The sequence below is a fragment of the Pseudomonas sp. MPB23 genome, assembly GCF_046605395.1.
Lineage (GTDB): Bacteria > Pseudomonadota > Gammaproteobacteria > Pseudomonadales > Pseudomonadaceae > Aquipseudomonas.
Genome location: NZ_CP176771.1, coordinates 823,912 through 839,137 on the forward strand (window position 1 = coordinate 823,912; position 15,226 = coordinate 839,137).

14 protein-coding genes are annotated in these 15,226 nt (G+C 61.8%); 9 read left to right on the forward strand and 5 right to left on the reverse strand.

All coding sequences use genetic code 11. The features are described from left to right. Positions 1–30 precede the first annotated feature (30 nt). Both dprA and ACLH0J_RS03720 read right to left on the reverse strand, forming a co-directional pair. On the reverse strand, positions 31–1,125 hold the full coding sequence (dprA, locus tag ACLH0J_RS03715; protein WP_411390908.1) for a DNA-processing protein DprA: 1,095 nt from the start codon (positions 1,123–1,125) through the stop codon (positions 31–33). Positions 1,126–1,188: 63 nt separating this feature from the next. Continuing rightward, complete coding sequence (locus ACLH0J_RS03720) at positions 1,189–1,965, reverse strand: peptidoglycan-binding protein (RefSeq protein ID WP_411390909.1); 777 nt, start codon at positions 1,963–1,965, stop codon at positions 1,189–1,191. 134 nt (positions 1,966–2,099) lie between these two features. On the opposite strand from ACLH0J_RS03720, the gene def reads away from it, so the two are divergent. From def to ACLH0J_RS03745, 5 genes are all read left to right on the forward strand, one after another. Further along, positions 2,100–2,606, forward strand: a complete 507-nt coding sequence (gene def, locus ACLH0J_RS03725) for a peptide deformylase (RefSeq protein ID WP_411390910.1) — start codon at positions 2,100–2,102, stop codon at positions 2,604–2,606. Positions 2,607–2,675: 69 nt separating this feature from the next. Continuing rightward, positions 2,676–3,629 (forward strand): methionyl-tRNA formyltransferase, encoded by a 954-nt coding sequence (gene fmt / locus ACLH0J_RS03730; protein WP_411390911.1) that lies wholly within the window; start codon positions 2,676–2,678, stop codon positions 3,627–3,629. After that, the gene (gene rsmB, locus ACLH0J_RS03735) at positions 3,626–4,936 is read left to right on the forward strand and encodes a 16S rRNA (cytosine(967)-C(5))-methyltransferase RsmB (RefSeq protein WP_411390912.1); all 1,311 of its coding nucleotides are present in this window, start codon (positions 3,626–3,628) and stop codon (positions 4,934–4,936) included. The genes fmt and rsmB overlap by 4 nt, the downstream gene beginning before the upstream one ends. A gap of 22 nt (positions 4,937–4,958) precedes the next feature. Continuing rightward, complete coding sequence (gene trkA / locus ACLH0J_RS03740) at positions 4,959–6,332, forward strand: Trk system potassium transporter TrkA (protein WP_411390913.1); 1,374 nt, start codon at positions 4,959–4,961, stop codon at positions 6,330–6,332. 19 nt (positions 6,333–6,351) lie between these two features. Next, entirely contained in the window at positions 6,352–6,663 is a 312-nt protein-coding gene (locus ACLH0J_RS03745) for a hypothetical protein (protein WP_411390914.1), read from the forward strand. 136 nt (positions 6,664–6,799) lie between these two features. Here the strand turns inward: ACLH0J_RS03745 and ACLH0J_RS03750 are convergent, their stop codons facing one another. Continuing rightward, complete coding sequence (locus ACLH0J_RS03750) at positions 6,800–7,687, reverse strand: lysophospholipid acyltransferase (RefSeq protein WP_010565845.1); 888 nt, start codon at positions 7,685–7,687, stop codon at positions 6,800–6,802. Between the two features lie 40 nt (positions 7,688–7,727). After that, entirely contained in the window at positions 7,728–8,285 is a 558-nt protein-coding gene (locus ACLH0J_RS03755) for a DNA-3-methyladenine glycosylase I (protein WP_411390915.1), read from the reverse strand. Between the two features lie 81 nt (positions 8,286–8,366). Between ACLH0J_RS03755 and glyQ the strand changes: the two genes are divergently transcribed. The 4 genes from glyQ to ACLH0J_RS03775 all read left to right on the forward strand — a co-directional run bounded on the left by glyQ (position 8,367) and on the right by ACLH0J_RS03775 (position 12,763). Next, positions 8,367–9,320, forward strand: a complete 954-nt coding sequence (gene glyQ, locus ACLH0J_RS03760; RefSeq protein ID WP_003213601.1) for a glycine--tRNA ligase subunit alpha — start codon at positions 8,367–8,369, stop codon at positions 9,318–9,320. Next, complete coding sequence (gene glyS / locus ACLH0J_RS03765; protein WP_411390916.1) at positions 9,317–11,371, forward strand: glycine--tRNA ligase subunit beta; 2,055 nt, start codon at positions 9,317–9,319, stop codon at positions 11,369–11,371. The genes glyQ and glyS overlap by 4 nt, the downstream gene beginning before the upstream one ends. A 2-nt stretch (positions 11,372–11,373) precedes the next feature. Further along, positions 11,374–11,910, forward strand: a complete 537-nt coding sequence (gmhB, locus tag ACLH0J_RS03770; protein ID WP_010565848.1) for a D-glycero-beta-D-manno-heptose 1,7-bisphosphate 7-phosphatase — start codon at positions 11,374–11,376, stop codon at positions 11,908–11,910. An 82-nt stretch (positions 11,911–11,992) separates the two neighbouring features. Beyond that, positions 11,993–12,763, forward strand: coding sequence for a lysophospholipid acyltransferase family protein (locus tag ACLH0J_RS03775; protein WP_411390917.1), 771 nt, complete (start codon positions 11,993–11,995; stop codon positions 12,761–12,763). Between the two features lie 180 nt (positions 12,764–12,943). Here ACLH0J_RS03775 and ACLH0J_RS03780 read toward each other — a convergent pair whose 3' ends face one another. Next, the gene (locus tag ACLH0J_RS03780; protein WP_411390918.1) at positions 12,944–15,223 is read right to left on the reverse strand and encodes a CHASE2 domain-containing protein; all 2,280 of its coding nucleotides are present in this window, start codon (positions 15,221–15,223) and stop codon (positions 12,944–12,946) included. Between the last annotated feature and the right edge of the window lie 3 nt (positions 15,224–15,226).

Consider the following 15,226-nt stretch of genomic DNA (forward strand, 5'->3'; position numbering starts at 1 on the left):
TGCGCAGTTTACCGATGTTCGTTACAAAACCTAGCAGCGCGCGAGCCAGCGCCCGTTTTCGCAGATCACCTGGCCTTCAAGCTCCAGCTCCGTCAGGGTCGCCAACACCTGGGACAAGGGCCGCCCGCTGACCATCGCCAAGGCTTCGCTGCTGTGCGGCGCCGCGTGCAGCAGCGCCACTAGTGGATGGACCACCGGCATCGGCGCAGGACATGACAACGCCTGCCAGCCGCGCAACCCCTCCAGGATGTGTTCGATGGTCTCCACCAGCATCGCGCCGTCGCGGATCAACTGGTGGCAGCCCTTGGCGCCGGGGTGATGGATGGAGCCCGGAATCGCGTAGACTTCGCGCCCCTGTTCGGCCGCCAGTTTCGCCGTGATCAATGACCCACTGGCAATGCTGGCTTCCACCACCAGCACGCCCAGGGACAGGCCGCTGATGATCCGGTTGCGCCGGGGAAAATTGCCGGCCTGGGGCGCGGCATCCAGCGCAAACTCGGAAACCACCGCGCTGCCCTGGGCAATCATCGCGGCGGCGAGCTTTTTATGGCGCTGTGGATAAACATTCTGCAGACCGGTGCCGAGCACGCCGATTGTGTGTCCGCCCACCTCCAATGCCGCTTGATGGGCTGCGCCGTCGATGCCCAACGCCAGGCCGCTGGTGATGACAAAACCGGCACTCGCCAGGCTACGGGAAAAGGCCGCGGCGGTGTCCATGCCTGGGCGTGAAGCGCGGCGGCTGCCGACCACCGCCAGTTGCGGTTTTTCCAGCAGCGCAGGGTCGCCGGCGACGAACAACAGCGGCGGCGCATCGTCGATCTGGGCGAGCAGTGCGGGGTAATCCGGCTGGTCCCACATCCGCAAATGCTGGGCCGGCTGCTCCAGCCAGGCCAATGCGACGCTGGCACCGTCGCGCACTTCAGGGCTGCGCCGGGCCTCGGCACTGATGGCTGGCAAACCGAGTGAGCGCCACGCACTGGCGGGCGCGCTCAGGGCCCTTGAGGCCGAGCCGAAGGCTTCTATCAACAGGCGAAAACGCTTCGGACCCACTTCCGGCAGCCTGTGCAGGCGTAGCCTGGCCTCCAGTTCTGACGGGGAAATTTCGGGGTTGTTTGTCGGAGACATCTGATCATCCTTGATCTGAACAAGCTGTGGATAACTCTGTTGGTAACTTATTTAGCCGGCTATTTATTGCGCTTGATCGGCCGTCTCGAAACGGTCCATCACCGCCAGTGATCGCGAGGCACTGAGGACCAGCGCATAGCTGAGCTTTTCATAGGTGCGAAACACCAGCAGGGTGCCGGCGGGTTCATCGGGAAGTTGGGTCAGGTCGCCAGTGAGGGGGTCCCGAACGCTGGCGCCGACTTTGATCACCGTCAGCCGCTGGCCTTCGACCAGCCCGTCGCGCCGGCCCTTGTTCAACGTCACCGCGTCCAGCACACCGATCTGCGTGACGCCCTTGGGGATATCGATGATGTGTCCCTGGATAAAGGGCGCGGGATCAGGTGTTTGCAGGCTCGCCAGTTCAACCGGCGCGGGGCTGCGCAGCAGGCGGTCGCCAGGGCGCACTTCCTGGGTCACCCGTTGCACGGCCAGGGTCGTGAGGTCACCGGCCATCACAAAGCGCGCGGTGCCGATGTCGTCGGCATTGATGCCCAACATTTCCTGGGTATCAGGGTCGGTGTAGACCTTGCCACGGCGGAAGATCCCATAGTCTGGCTGGCTCGCGTCCAGCACACCCCGGGCGTGTACACGCTCGCCATGGGCGCCCAATACCCGGCCCGACTCTGCAGAGACGATGTAAGGCGCGCTGTCCAGGTCCAGGGCCGCATCCAGAATGCGGTTATGTAACAAAAAGCGTTGGATGGCCTGTTGCGTCGGTTGATCCAGGCGCTGACCGGGCGGGGGCAGCAGGGCCATGGCAACGGGGGCCCACAGCAGCAAGACGAGTAGCGATTTCCTCATGGGGTGAATCTCCTTTATTATGTGCGTTCGCGTGAAATGCGAAGCCTTCGCGGCTTTCGAACCTTTCACACCGGCCGTGTGGGTCCATCCCAACGCCGATTTGCCTCTACCTCACATGTGCAGCAATTACGCTTATGGCTATTTTGAACATCCTCGAATTCCCCGACTCGCGCCTGCGCACGATCGCCAAACCGGTGGCCGTAGTGGACGACAAGGTTCGTCAGTTGGTCGATGACATGTTTGAAACAATGTATGAAGCCCCGGGCATCGGCCTCGCCGCCACCCAGGTCAACGTGCATCAGCGCGTCGTGGTCATGGACCTGTCGGAAGATCGCAGCGAACCGCGGGTGTTCATCAACCCCGAGTTCGAACCGCTGACCGAAGAGACGGGCGAATACCAGGAAGGTTGCCTGTCGGTGCCGGAGTTCTACGAGAACGTCGAGCGCCCGCTGCGCGTGAAGATCAACGCCCTGGACCGCGACGGCAAGCCCTACGAGCTGATCGCCGAAGGCCTGCTGGCGGTGTGCATCCAGCATGAATGCGACCACCTCAACGGCAAGCTGTTTGTCGATTACCTGTCCACGCTCAAACGCGACCGGATCAAGAAGAAGCTGGAAAAAAAGCACCGCCAGCAAGCTTGATGCCCTTCTTCCAAAGGCTTGCTGCGGCAAGCCTTTTTCTTTTGTGACTGCTTTTAACCGAGAACGCCCATGACCGAGCCACTGCGCATTGTTTTTGCCGGCACCCCCGAATTCGCCGCCGAACACCTCAAGGCGCTGCTCGCCAGCCCTTATGACGTCGTCGCGGTGTACACCCAACCGGATCGCCCGGCCGGTCGCGGGCAAAAACTGATGCCGAGCCCGGTCAAGCAGTTGGCACTGGAGCACAACATCCCCGTGCTGCAACCGCCGACCCTGCGTAACGCCGACGCCCAGGCCGAACTGACCGCGCTGAAACCGGACCTGTTGGTGGTGGTGGCCTACGGTTTGATCCTGCCCCAAGTGGTGCTGGACATTCCGCGCCTGGGTTGCATCAACAGCCATGCTTCGCTGCTGCCACGCTGGCGTGGTGCAGCGCCAATCCAACGCGCCGTGGAAGCCGGCGACAGCGAAAGCGGCGTGACCGTAATGCGTATGGAAGCGGGCCTGGACACCGGCCCGATGCTGCTCAAAGTTACCACCCCGATCACTGCCGAAGACACCGGCGGCAGCCTGCACGACCGCCTGGCCGAGATGGGCCCACCGGCTGTGATCCAGGCCATCGCCGGCCTCGCCGCCGGCACCCTGGAAGGCGAAACCCAGGACGACAGCCTGGCCACTTACGCCCACAAACTGAACAAGGACGAGGCGCGTATCGACTGGAGCCGCCCGGCCGTGGAGCTGGAACGCCTGGTACGTGCATTCAACCCGTGGCCGATCTGTCACAGCACCCTCAACGGCGAAGCCTTGAAGGTCCTGGCCGCTACGTTGGCCGAAGGCAAAGGCGCCCCCGGTGAAATCATCGGCGCCAGCAAGGAAGGCCTGCTGGTCGCCTGCGGCGAACAGGCGCTGTGCCTGACGCGTCTGCAATTGCCCGGCGGCAAAGCACTTAATTTCAGCGATTTGTTCAACAGCCGCCGTGAGAAATTTGCCCTGGGCACGATACTCGGGATGGCCGCCCAATGAACCCACGTCTGGCCGCCGCCAAGGCCCTGGCCGCCGTGCTCAACGGCAAAGCCTCACTGAACAGTTCGCTGCCGATCCAGTTGGACAAGGTCGAAGACCGCGATCGCGGCTTCACCCAGGACCTCGCCTTCGGCACCGCGCGCTGGCAGCCACGTCTGTCGGCGCTGGCGGCCAAGCTGCTGCAAAAGCCGTTCAAGGCGGCCGACGCCGATGTGGAAGCGCTGCTGCTGGTGGGCCTCTATCAACTGCTCTACACCCGCGTACCGGCCCACGCCGCCATCGGTGAAACCGTCGGCTGTGCCGAAAAGCTGAAAAAGCCCTGGGCCAAGGCCCTGCTCAACGCCGTCCTGCGCCGCGCCCAGCGCGAAAGCGAAGCGCTACTGGCGGAGCTGGAACACGACCCGGTGGTACGCACCGCTCACCCGCGCTGGCTGCAAAAGTCCCTGAAGGCCTTCTGGCCGGAACAATGGGAAGCGATTTGCGCGGCCAACAATGCGCATCCGCCGATGATCCTGCGGGTCAACCGTCGCCATCACAGCCGTGATGCTTATCTGCAATTGCTGACCAATGCGGGCATCGCCGCCACGCCGTGTGTGTACAGCATTGATGGCATCGTGCTCGAGGCCGCCGCCGACGTGCGCAGCCTGCCGGGCTTTGCCGAAGGCTGGATCAGCGTGCAGGACGAAGCCGCGCAACTGGCCGCCGACCTGCTCGACCTGGCACCGGGCCAACGGGTGCTGGATGCCTGCTGCGCCCCCGGCGGCAAGACCTGTCACATCCTTGAGGTGCAGAAAAACCTCGCCGGCGTGGTGGCCGTCGACCTGGAAGCCAAGCGCCTGGTGCGCGTGCGGGAAAACCTCGCGCGCCTGGGCCTCAGCGCCGAGCTGATCGCCGCCGACGGCCGCGACACCGCCACCTGGTGGGACGGCAAGCCGTTCCAGCGCATCCTGCTCGACGCCCCGTGCTCGGCCACCGGCGTGATCCGCCGTCACCCGGACATCAAGCTGACCCGCCAACCCGACGACATCGCCGCGCTGGCCGTGCTGCAAGGCGAGTTGCTCGACGCGTTATGGCCAACCCTGGAAGTCGGCGGCATCCTGCTCTACGCCACTTGCTCCACCTTGCCGACCGAAAATACCGAGGTCATCCAAGCCTTCCTCGCCCGCACCAGCGGCGCACGGGAGCTGGACCTCGCCACGGCGGCCGGCATCAAGCAGCCTCACGGTCGTCAATTGCTAGCGCAAGACGGCGGACACGATGGCTTCTACTACGCCAAACTGATCAAGATCGCCGCCGCACGCGGCTGAACGGTTCAAAGGGAGTGACCGGATGAAAATCATCATCCTTGGGGCAGGGCAGGTCGGTGGCACGCTGGCCGAGCATTTGGCCAGCGAAGCCAACGACATCACCGTAGTCGACACCGATGCCGAGCGCCTGCGCAACCTGGGCGATCGCCTGGACATTCGTACCGTGCAAGGCCGTGCGTCGTTTCCTACGGTGCTGCGTCAGGCGGGTGCCGACGATGCCGATATGCTGGTGGCCGTCACCAACAGCGACGAGACCAATATGGTCGCCTGCCAGGTCGCCCACACCCTGTTCCACACGCCGACCAAGATCGCCCGCGTGCGTGAAGCCGCGTACCTGACCCGTGCCGGGCTGTTCGACAACGACGCAATCCCGGTGGACGTGCTGATCAGCCCGGAACAGGTGGTCACCCACTACATCAAGCGCCTGATCGAAATTCCCGGCGCCTTGCAGGTGATCGACTTCGCCGGCGGCAAGGCGCAACTGGTCGCCGTGAAGGCCTATTACGGCGGGCCGTTGGTCGGCCAGCAACTGCGCCAACTGCGCGAACACATGCCGAATGTGGAAACCCGCGTGGCCGCGATTTTCCGCCGTGACCGGCCGATCCTGCCCCAGGGCGACACGGTGATCGAGGCCGACGACGAAGTCTTCTTCATCGCCGCCAAGGCGAATATTCGTGCCGTGATGAGCGAAATGCGCCGTCTCGACGAGACCTACAAGCGCATCGTCATCGCCGGTGGCGGGCAGATCGGCGAACGCTTGGCCGAGGCCATCGAAAGCCGCTACCAGGTGAAGATCATCGAGATGAGTCCGGCGCGCTGCCGGCATTTGTCCGACACCCTCGACAGCACCGTGGTCCTGCAGGGCAGCGCGTCGGACCGCGACCTGCTGATGGAAGAAAACATCGCCGACGCCGACATCTTCCTGGCCCTGACCAACGATGACGAGGCCAACATCATGTCGTCGCTGCTGGCCAAGCGGCTGGGGGCAAAGAAGGTGATGACCATCATCAACAACCCGGCGTATGTCGACCTGATCCAGGGCGGCGATATCGACATCGCCATCAGCCCGCAACTGGCCACCATCGGCACCTTGCTCGCCCACGTACGCCGTGGCGATATCGTCAGCGTGCACTCACTGCGCCGGGGCGCTGCAGAAGCCATCGAGGCGATTGCCCATGGCGACTCAAAATCGAGCAAGGTCATCGGCAAAGCCATCCGCGACATCGGTTTGCCGCCGGGCACCACCATTGGTGCGATCATTCGCGACGAAGAAGTAATCATTGCCCGCGACGACACGGTGATCGCCACGGGTGACCATGTGATCCTGTTTCTGGTGGATAAAAAACATATCCGCGATGTGGAGAAACTGTTCCACGTGGGGCTGAGTTTTTTCTGATCAAACGGAGTACACCGACATGCTCGAATCCCTGGAGAAAATGCTGGCCAAGGGTGTGGATAACGCCCTGCTGCGCTTTGGGCTGGGCAAGGGTTATCTGGACCTGAAGGACAACGCCAAGGCCGTCGAGCATCTGCACAAGTGCGTCGAGTTTGATCCGAAGTATTCGGCGGCGTGGAAGCTGCTGGGCAAGGCGCACGTCGGATTGGGCGATCACCTCGCTGCGCGGCAGGCTTGGGAGAAAGGCATCGAAGCGGCCCAGGCCCATGGCGACAAGCAGGCGGAGAAAGAAATGACGGTGTTCCTGAAAAAACTCGATCGCCAGGCTTGAGTAAAGCAAAAAATGTGGGAGGGGGCTTGCTCCCGATAGCAGAGTGTCAGTCGATGCATATATGACTGAGCCACCGCTATCGGGAGCAAGCCCCCTCCCACATTTGGTTTTGTATTGGCCTTGGGTCAGCGATGGGTCAGTACCAGCGCGCCTCGCCCGGCGGACGTTTCTTGAAGCGCTTCATGCTCCACATGTACTGGCTCGGGTAGGCGCCGACATAACGCTCCACCACCTTGCTCATCGCCGCGCAGGAGGTGGCGGTGTCGGTGCTGTACATGTCTTCCGGCGCCGCTTCCAGGATCACTTTGTAGCCTGAGCCGTCCGGCAGCCGCAGGGCATGCAGGAACACGCCGACCGCCTTGTGGCCCGCGAGCATGTTCGGCACGAACTTGCTGGTCAGCGCCTGGGTGGCGAAGAACGGCACGAAGATCCCCGCCGATTCCGCCGGTTCCGGGTCGGCCGGAATACCCACCTGGCCACCCTTGCGCACTTCCTTGATCACACTGAGGATGCCTTCCTTGGTCGACGCCGCCACGCGGTTACCCAGTTGTACGCGTTGCTTGCGCAGCAGGTCATCCACCGCCTTGAGCTTGGGCGGGCGGTAGAAAATGATCGGTTTGCACTGGCTGCAATAGAAGTGGTTCAACACCTCCCAGTTACCCAGGTGGCTGGTGATACCGACCACGCCTTTGCCCGAGGCCAGGGCTTCGTGGAGGACTTCCAGGCCCTCGACTTCGCGCACCAGGTCGATGGAGCGCTGGGCCGGCCAGATCCAGGCGCAGGCGCTTTCGGTCAGGGACTTGCCGATGTCCATCAGGCTGCGGCCCACCAGGCGCTCGCGCTCGACCGGGTCCATGTCCGGGAAGCATTTGGACAGGTTGATCCGCACCGTGTCGCGGGAGCGGTTGGGGGTTTTCCACATGATCCAGCCAATCGCCGAACCTACGGCTTGCACGGCGCGCCAAGGCAGCAGGGCAAACAACCGAAGAGCGCCTACCAGCAAGGCGCCTTTAAACTTTTCCACAGGTCACTCCTGATCGTGTGTAGTGCGCAAAGCGCGCATTCTAACCGCCGTTGGCCAACTGCGCGTAACGGTCGCAATCCTGGGTGTGGTCCATGACCATGCCCGAGGCCTGCATGAACGCGTAGCAAATGGTCGGTCCGACGAAGGTGAAGCCGGCTTTTTTCAGGGCACGGCTCATGGCTTCGGCCTCCGGAGTAATCGCCGGGACTTCGCTGCGGTCCTTGAAATGATTGACCTTGGGTACGCCGCCGACAAACGACCAGAGCAATCCCACCGGGTCCTCCAGCGCCAGCCAGGCCGCGGCATTGCGCCGGGTGGCGTTGAGCTTCAGGCGATTGCGCACGATGCCGGGGTCGAGCATCAACGCTTCGATCTCGGCATCGGTCAGTTGGGCCAGGCGCGGTGCATCAAACCCGAACAAGACCTTTCGATAATGCTCGCGTTTGCGTAAAACGGTGATCCAGGACAGGCCCGCCTGGAACCCTTCGAGCAAAAGTAACTCGAACAAACCCTGCGCATCGCGCAGCGGCGTTCCCCACTCCTGATCGTGATAAGCCATGTACAGCGGATCTTCAGAACACCAAAAGCAGCGTGGCATAAGGCTCCAGGGGATGGTGGCGCGGCCGAATCGGGTATACTCCCGCTCTTTAAATCGCAGCCCAAGTAACAGGTGAATTTCGTGAGCCAGCCTACGCCAGCCGTGCGTACCTTCCAAGACTTGATCCTCGCCCTCCAGCAATACTGGGCCGAGCAAGGTTGTGTGGTACTTCAGCCCTACGATATGGAAGTAGGCGCCGGCACTTTCCACACCGCAACATTCCTGCGGGCCATCGGCCCGGAAACCTGGAACGCCGCTTATGTGCAGCCCAGTCGTCGCCCGACTGACGGCCGCTACGGCGAAAACCCGAACCGTCTGCAGCACTACTATCAGTTCCAGGTGGTCCTGAAGCCGAACCCCGACAACTTCCAGGAGCTGTACCTCGGCTCGCTGAAACATGTCGGCCTCGACCCGCTGGTCCACGACATCCGTTTCGTCGAAGACAACTGGGAATCGCCGACCCTGGGCGCCTGGGGCCTGGGCTGGGAAGTCTGGCTCAACGGCATGGAAGTCACACAGTTCACCTACTTCCAGCAAGCGGGCGGCATCGAGTGCTACCCGGTGACCGGCGAGATCACCTACGGTCTCGAGCGCCTGGCCATGTACCTGCAAGGCGTGGACTCGGTCTACGACCTGGTCTGGGCTGACGGTCCGTTCGGCAAAGTCACCTACGGCGATGTGTTCCACCAGAACGAAGTGGAGCAGTCGACCTACAACTTCGAACACGCCAACGTCGAGAAGCTGTTCGAACTGTTCGACTTCTATGAAAGCGAAGCCAAGCGCCTGATCGAACTCGACCAGCCGCTGCCGCTGCCAAGCTATGAAATGGTGTTGAAGGCGTCCCATACCTTCAACCTGCTGGACGCTCGCCGGGCCATCTCGGTGACTGCGCGCCAGCAATATATTCTGCGTGTTCGCACCCTGGCGCGTTCCGTCGCCCAAGCCTACCTGCTGGCGCGCGCCAAGCTGGGCTTCCCGATGGCAACCCCGGACCTGCGTGATGAAGTGTTGGCTAAGCTGGAGGCTGCACAATGAGTGCTCAAGATTTTCTGGTTGAACTGGGCACCGAAGAGCTGCCACCCAAGGCACTGAACACCCTGGCCGATGCATTCCTGGCCGGTATCGAAAAAGGCCTGCAAAGCGCCGGCCTGAAGTTTGAAGCGAAAAAAGTCTACGCTGCGCCGCGCCGCCTGGCCGTGTTGCTGACCGCACTGGAAACCCAGCAACCGGATCGCAGCATCAACCTCGACGGCCCGCCACGTCAGGCGGCGTTCGACGCCGAAGGCAACCCGACCCAAGCAGCACTGGGCTTTGCCAAAAAATGCGGCGTCGACTTGAGCGAGATCGACCAGAGCGGCCCGAAACTGCGTTTCAGCCAGGTCATCAAGGGCAAGCCGACCGCCAGCCTGTTGCCGACCATCGTCGAAGATTCGCTGAACGACCTGCCGATCCCCAAGCGCATGCGCTGGGGTGCACGCAAGGAAGAGTTCGTGCGTCCGACCCAGTGGCTGGTGATGCTGCTCGGTGACCAGGTTATCGATTGCACCATCCTTGCCCAGAAGGCGGGCCGTGACTCCCGTGGTCACCGCTTCCACCACCCGCAAAGCGTGCGCATCACTTCGCCGGCCAACTACCTCAACGACCTGCGCGCCGCCTATGTGCTGGCGGATGCCAATGAGCGTCGCGAGCTGATCAGCAAGCGCACCGAAGAGCTGGCCCGCCTGCAGGAAGGCACCGCCATCGTGCCGCCAAGCCTGCTCGACGAAGTGACCGCCCTGGTTGAATGGCCGGTGCCGCTGGTGTGCTCGTTCGAAGAACGCTTCCTCGATGTGCCGCAAGAAGCGCTGATCACCACCATGCAGGACAACCAGAAGTACTTCTGCCTGCTGGACGTGGACGGCAAGTTGCTGCCGCGCTTCATCACCGTGGCCAACATCGAGAGCAAGGACCCGCAGCAGATCATCGCCGGTAACGAGAAAGTCGTGCGCCCGCGCCTGACCGACGCCGAGTTCTTCTTCAAGCAAGACAAGAAGCAGAAGCTGGAAGAGTTCAACCTGCGCCTGCAAAACGTGGTGTTCCAGGAAAAACTCGGCAGCGTCTACGACAAGGCCGTTCGCGTTTCCAAGCTGGCTGCCTACATTGCCCCGCGCATTGGCGGTGACGCGGCCTGGGCTGCGCGCGCAGGCTTGCTGTCCAAGTGCGACCTGGCCACCGAGATGGTCGGCGAGTTCCCGGAAATGCAAGGCGTTGCCGGTTACTACTACGCCCTCAACGACGGCGAGCCGGACGATGTCGCCCTCGCGCTGAACGAGCAGTACATGCCGCGCGGCGCCGGTGCAGAGCTGCCGACCACCCTGACCGGTGCGGCCGTGGCCATCGCCGACAAGCTGGACACCCTCGTCGGGATCTTCGGCATCGGCATGCTGCCCACCGGCAGCAAAGACCCCTATGCCCTGCGCCGTGCGGCCCTGGGCGTGCTGCGTATCCTGATCGACAAGAAGCTCGACCTCGACCTGACCCAGGCCGTGGTGTTCGCCGTCGGCCAGTTCGGTGCCAAGGTCAAGCAAGCCGGCCTGGCCGAGCAAGTGCTGGAGTTCGTGTTCGACCGCCTGCGTGCGCGTTACGAAGACGAAGACGTGGACGTTTCGGTGTACTTGTCGGTGCGTGCCCTGCAACCGGGTTCGCCACTGGACTTCGACCAGCGCGTACAAGCCGTGCAGGCCTTCCGCAAATTGCCGGAAGCCGACGCCCTGGCCGCCGTGAACAAGCGTGTGTCGAACCTGCTGAGCAAGGCCGAAGGCCTGGGCAACGCCGACGTCGACCCTGGCCTGTTCGCCGATGCCAAGGAGTTCTCGCTGAACTCGGCCATCGCCAAGGCAGAAAACGCAGTGAAACCGCTGATCGCCGAGCGCAACTACGCCGAAGCACTGGCGCGCCTGGCCACCTTGCGTGAGCCGGTGGATGCGTTCTTCGAAGCGGTGATGATCAATGCCGAAGACGCTGGCGTGCGGAAAAACCGCTACGCCATGCTGGCGCGTCTGCGTGGCCTGTTCATCAACATCGCTGACATCTCCGTGCTGGGCTGAACATGTTGAAACTGCTGATTCTCGATCGGGACGGGGTGATCAATTACGACTCCGACGCGTATATCAAGTCGGTGGAGGAATGGATTCCACTGCCCGGCGCGATCGAGGCCATCGCGCAGTTGAGCAAAGCCGGCTGGACGGTGGCCGTCGCCACCAACCAGTCCGGCATCGCCCGCGGCTACTACGACATCGCCACTCTGGACGCCATGCATGCGCGCTTGCGCACGTTGGTGGCGGAGCAGGGCGGTGAAGTGGGGTTGGTGGTGTATTGCCCCCACGGGCCGGACGAGGGCTGCGATTGCCGCAAACCCAAGCCCGGCATGTTGAAAACTATTGCAGAACATTACAAGGTGCCGCTGGCTGGGATATGGTTTGTCGGGGACAGCCTCGGTGACCTGGAGGCGGCCAAAGCCGTCGACTCTCAGCCCGTTTTGGTTAAGACCGGAAAAGGCGACAAGACCCAGGCGAAAAACCTGCCGGTAGGCACCTTGATTTTTGACGATCTGGCGGCGGTTGCCGCAGAACTTATCCACCACTAGCCGCCCTCGACTTCCTGACCAAGGACTGTTCGGGAGAGCGCTTTTAACAGGCGGGCGTTGTCCCGCAACGGTAAATGCCGCCATGTCGATTTTGCAGGCCATCAGAACCTTCTTCTTTTACCTGCTGTTGGGCACCAGTTCCTTTCTCTGGTGCACCCTGAGCTTTTTTATCGCGCCTTTCCTGCCATTCAAGGCGCGCTATCGTTTCATCAACGTCTATTGGTGTCGCTGCGCGTTGTGGCTGAGCAAGGTATTACTCAACATCCGTTTCGAGGTCAAGGGTGCCGAGAACGTGCCGGATCAGCCTTGCGTGATTCTGTCGAACCACCAGAGCACCTGGGAGACGTTCTTTCTTTCTGCGTACTTCTCGCCCCTGAGCCAGGTGCTCAAACGTGAGTTGTTGTACGTGCCGTTCTTCGGTTGGGCCATGGCGATGTTGCGTCCTATCGCCATCGACCGTGACAACCCAAAGGCCGCGCTCAAGCACGTGGCCAAGAAAGGCGACGAATTGCTCAAGGATGGCGTATGGGTACTGATCTTCCCCGAAGGTACCCGTGTGCCCTACGGCACCGTAGGCAAGTTCTCGCGCGGCGGCACAGCATTGGCGGTCAACGCTCACCTGCCGGTGTTGCCGATCGCGCATAACGCTGGCAAGTTCTGGCCGAAGACCGGTTGGGCCAAACGCGAAGGCACGATCACCGTGATCATTGGCGAGCCGATGTACGCCGAAGGCGAGGGGCCACGCGCCATTGCTGCGTTGAATGACCGTGCCGCAGCCTGGAATGAAGCGCAGCAACGCGCCATGGGTTCGTTGCCGCCGGAACCGGTACCAGTCGAGACGCCGGTGATCTGAGAATCTGTGGATAACCTGTGTACGCTTTGTTGGCAAATTGACTTTATTCATTCATAACAAGCTGATTTACCTACATATTTTACAAACTCATAAATTCCCGGAAAAAGTGCATAAGTTTTTCCCGCATTAAAAAACCGGTCTCATGGACCGGTTTTTATGCACAGCACAAAAGCACGACATTCAGTCGTCCAGCAGAGGCAATTGCAGGCTGAACGTGGTGCCTTTGCCGACAACGCTTGCGCAGCTGATCCGCCCCCCATGACGTCCCACCACCGCCTTGACCATGGTCAGCCCCAAACCCAAACCTTCACTGCCCTGAGCGGAATCGAAGCGTCGGTATTGGCTGAACAACTCCGGTAAATCTTCAGCGGCAATCCCCGGCCCCTGGTCGCTGATACAGCATTCCAACCAGCCTTGCGCGCTGCTGTGGCTCAACCGTACTGTGGTGCCGGTCGGGGAATACTTGATGGCGTTCTCCAACACGTTGAACAACGCACGCGTAAGCAATGACTGATCGGCCAAGACCATGCCCTCGTCGGCTTCCTCCAAGTCATGGACCAGATGAATACCTTTGAGCTGGGCAATCACCGACACCTGGTCAAAGGCATCCATCACCAACATGGCGAACAGCGTCGGCTGGAACTGGTAGCCATCTGCTTCGGCCTTCGCCAGTTGCACAAACGACTCGGTGAGGCTCAAGGCACGCCGCACCTGCTGCTCGACCTGGGCGAATACCGGCGATTCACTGTGATGCACATCCAGCAGCGCGAGGATCGCCGAGTGGGGTGCGCGCAGGTCATGGGACAGGAAGCGCAACATGGTCTCACGGTGTTGCTGGGCGTCGCGCTCCTTGCTCAGGTCCGTCAGGCTCAGCAGCCAGCCGAGGGTGATGTCGCCTTCAGCCGGCAACAACGGCGCCAGTTCCATGCGCAGACTGCGTTGATGGATGTCGCGAAATTCGACGAGTTCCAGGTCTGAAAGGGCAGGGCGTACACCGTTGTGCAGCGGTGGATAACCCAGGTCAGCCAATTGCTCCAGCAGGTTTTCGGTTACCAAGTCATTGCCGAATACGTCGCGGGCAATGCGGTTGGCCAGCAAGATGTTGCCCCGAGGATCGGTAATCAGCGTCGCTACCGGCAGGCACTCCAGGCCATCGGCCATAAAACGGCGGGTATCGCGTGTACGGCTGACGGCCTGCTCCAGGGCAAAAATACGCGCCTGTAATACATCGCCCTTGCTGGCAGGCGCGCGACGGCGCTCGGGCAGTACCTTGGGTTCGTTATCCAGTCGCGCCAATTCCCAGCCGAAATAGGAGAGGATCACGCTGAGCCGGCGCCAGTTCCAGATCAGGTAGCTCAGTAGCAAGCCAATCAGGCACGCCGCCGGCGACCACCAATGGCCCAAGCGCAACAGAACCCAGGACACAAGCAAGGCGGTGGTCATGCAGCCCAGTGTCATCCACAGTGCATAACGTGGACGGTAGAGCAGCAGGCCCAGCAACAATGCCACCAGCAACGTCGCCATGACTGCCGCCAACCACCCGGGAAGGTCAACGATGCTGCGCCCCTGCAGCAAGCCATTGAGCACATTAGCCTGGATCTCCACGCCTGCCGTGGTGCCCACCGTCGAGGCAAGCGGTGTGACGAAACGGTCGCCCATTCCCGATGCCGTCGACCCGACCAGGATCAGGCGATCACGCAGCAGCTCGGCGGGCACTTCACCATCTAATACGCTGGCGTAGGACACGCTGGAAAAATGGGTATGAGGCGCGATGAAAGGAATACGGATCCTATGCTCCCGATGCCAGTCCTGAGTAGCCGATGCCAACGGTTCTCCCGGCATCGGCGACGGCAGGCTGCTCATCTCGTACGCCAGCCATGCCAGTTGTGGCGCGGTGGCATTGGGTGGACCTTCGCGCAGATACAGGCTGCGGACGACACCATCGCTGTCCGCTTCGATGTTGATATGCCCCACGCCCTTGGCGCATTTGAGCAACGGCAACGTTTGTGTGCCGGGTTGGCTATAGCTGTCGGTGCCTTCACGCGCCAAGGGCAGCAATATATTCCCCGCGTCACACACTGCGTCGGCCAGACGTTTGTCATTGGCCGGGTCGCCGGGCTCACTGAAGATCACATCGAATAAGATCGCCGCCGGTTGCGCGGCACTCAGACGGTCGATCAAGTCGGCATGCACGATACGGGGCCAAGGCCACTGGCCAAGCTTCTTGAGGCTGGGGTCGTCGATGGTGACCAACAGAATTCTCGGATCTACCGGTAGCGGGGTGAGCCGGCGAAGGCTGTCATACAGCGGATTATTCAAGGCGAGGCCGGGGCTCAGCGACAGGTAAGCCGTGCTCGGCAACAGCAGCAAACCAATCCATAACCATTCACGCACCAAGCCGTGGAACAGGCGCTGGGCATGGGTGGGTTGGCGTTTCTCGGGTTTACCCCAGAGCATCATTGG

What these genes read in the sequence shown, in the direction of transcription:
- dprA (WP_411390908.1), bottom strand. Translation starts at nt 1,125, where the DNA reads ATGTCTCCGACAAACAACCCCGAAATTTCCCCGTCAGAACTGGAGGCC.
- ACLH0J_RS03720 (WP_411390909.1), bottom strand. Translation starts at nt 1,965, where the DNA reads ATGAGGAAATCGCTACTCGTCTTGCTGCTGTGGGCCCCCGTTGCCATG.
- def (WP_411390910.1), top strand. Translation starts at nt 2,100, where the DNA reads ATGGCTATTTTGAACATCCTCGAATTCCCCGACTCGCGCCTGCGCACG.
- fmt (WP_411390911.1), top strand. Translation starts at nt 2,676, where the DNA reads ATGACCGAGCCACTGCGCATTGTTTTTGCCGGCACCCCCGAATTCGCC.
- rsmB (WP_411390912.1), top strand. Translation starts at nt 3,626, where the DNA reads ATGAACCCACGTCTGGCCGCCGCCAAGGCCCTGGCCGCCGTGCTCAAC.
- trkA (WP_411390913.1), top strand. Translation starts at nt 4,959, where the DNA reads ATGAAAATCATCATCCTTGGGGCAGGGCAGGTCGGTGGCACGCTGGCC.
- ACLH0J_RS03745 (WP_411390914.1), top strand. Translation starts at nt 6,352, where the DNA reads ATGCTCGAATCCCTGGAGAAAATGCTGGCCAAGGGTGTGGATAACGCC.
- ACLH0J_RS03755 (WP_411390915.1), bottom strand. Translation starts at nt 8,285, where the DNA reads ATGCCACGCTGCTTTTGGTGTTCTGAAGATCCGCTGTACATGGCTTAT.
- glyS (WP_411390916.1), top strand. Translation starts at nt 9,317, where the DNA reads ATGAGTGCTCAAGATTTTCTGGTTGAACTGGGCACCGAAGAGCTGCCA.
- gmhB (WP_010565848.1), top strand. Translation starts at nt 11,374, where the DNA reads ATGTTGAAACTGCTGATTCTCGATCGGGACGGGGTGATCAATTACGAC.
- ACLH0J_RS03775 (WP_411390917.1), top strand. Translation starts at nt 11,993, where the DNA reads ATGTCGATTTTGCAGGCCATCAGAACCTTCTTCTTTTACCTGCTGTTG.
- ACLH0J_RS03780 (WP_411390918.1), bottom strand. Translation starts at nt 15,223, where the DNA reads ATGATGCTCTGGGGTAAACCCGAGAAACGCCAACCCACCCATGCCCAG.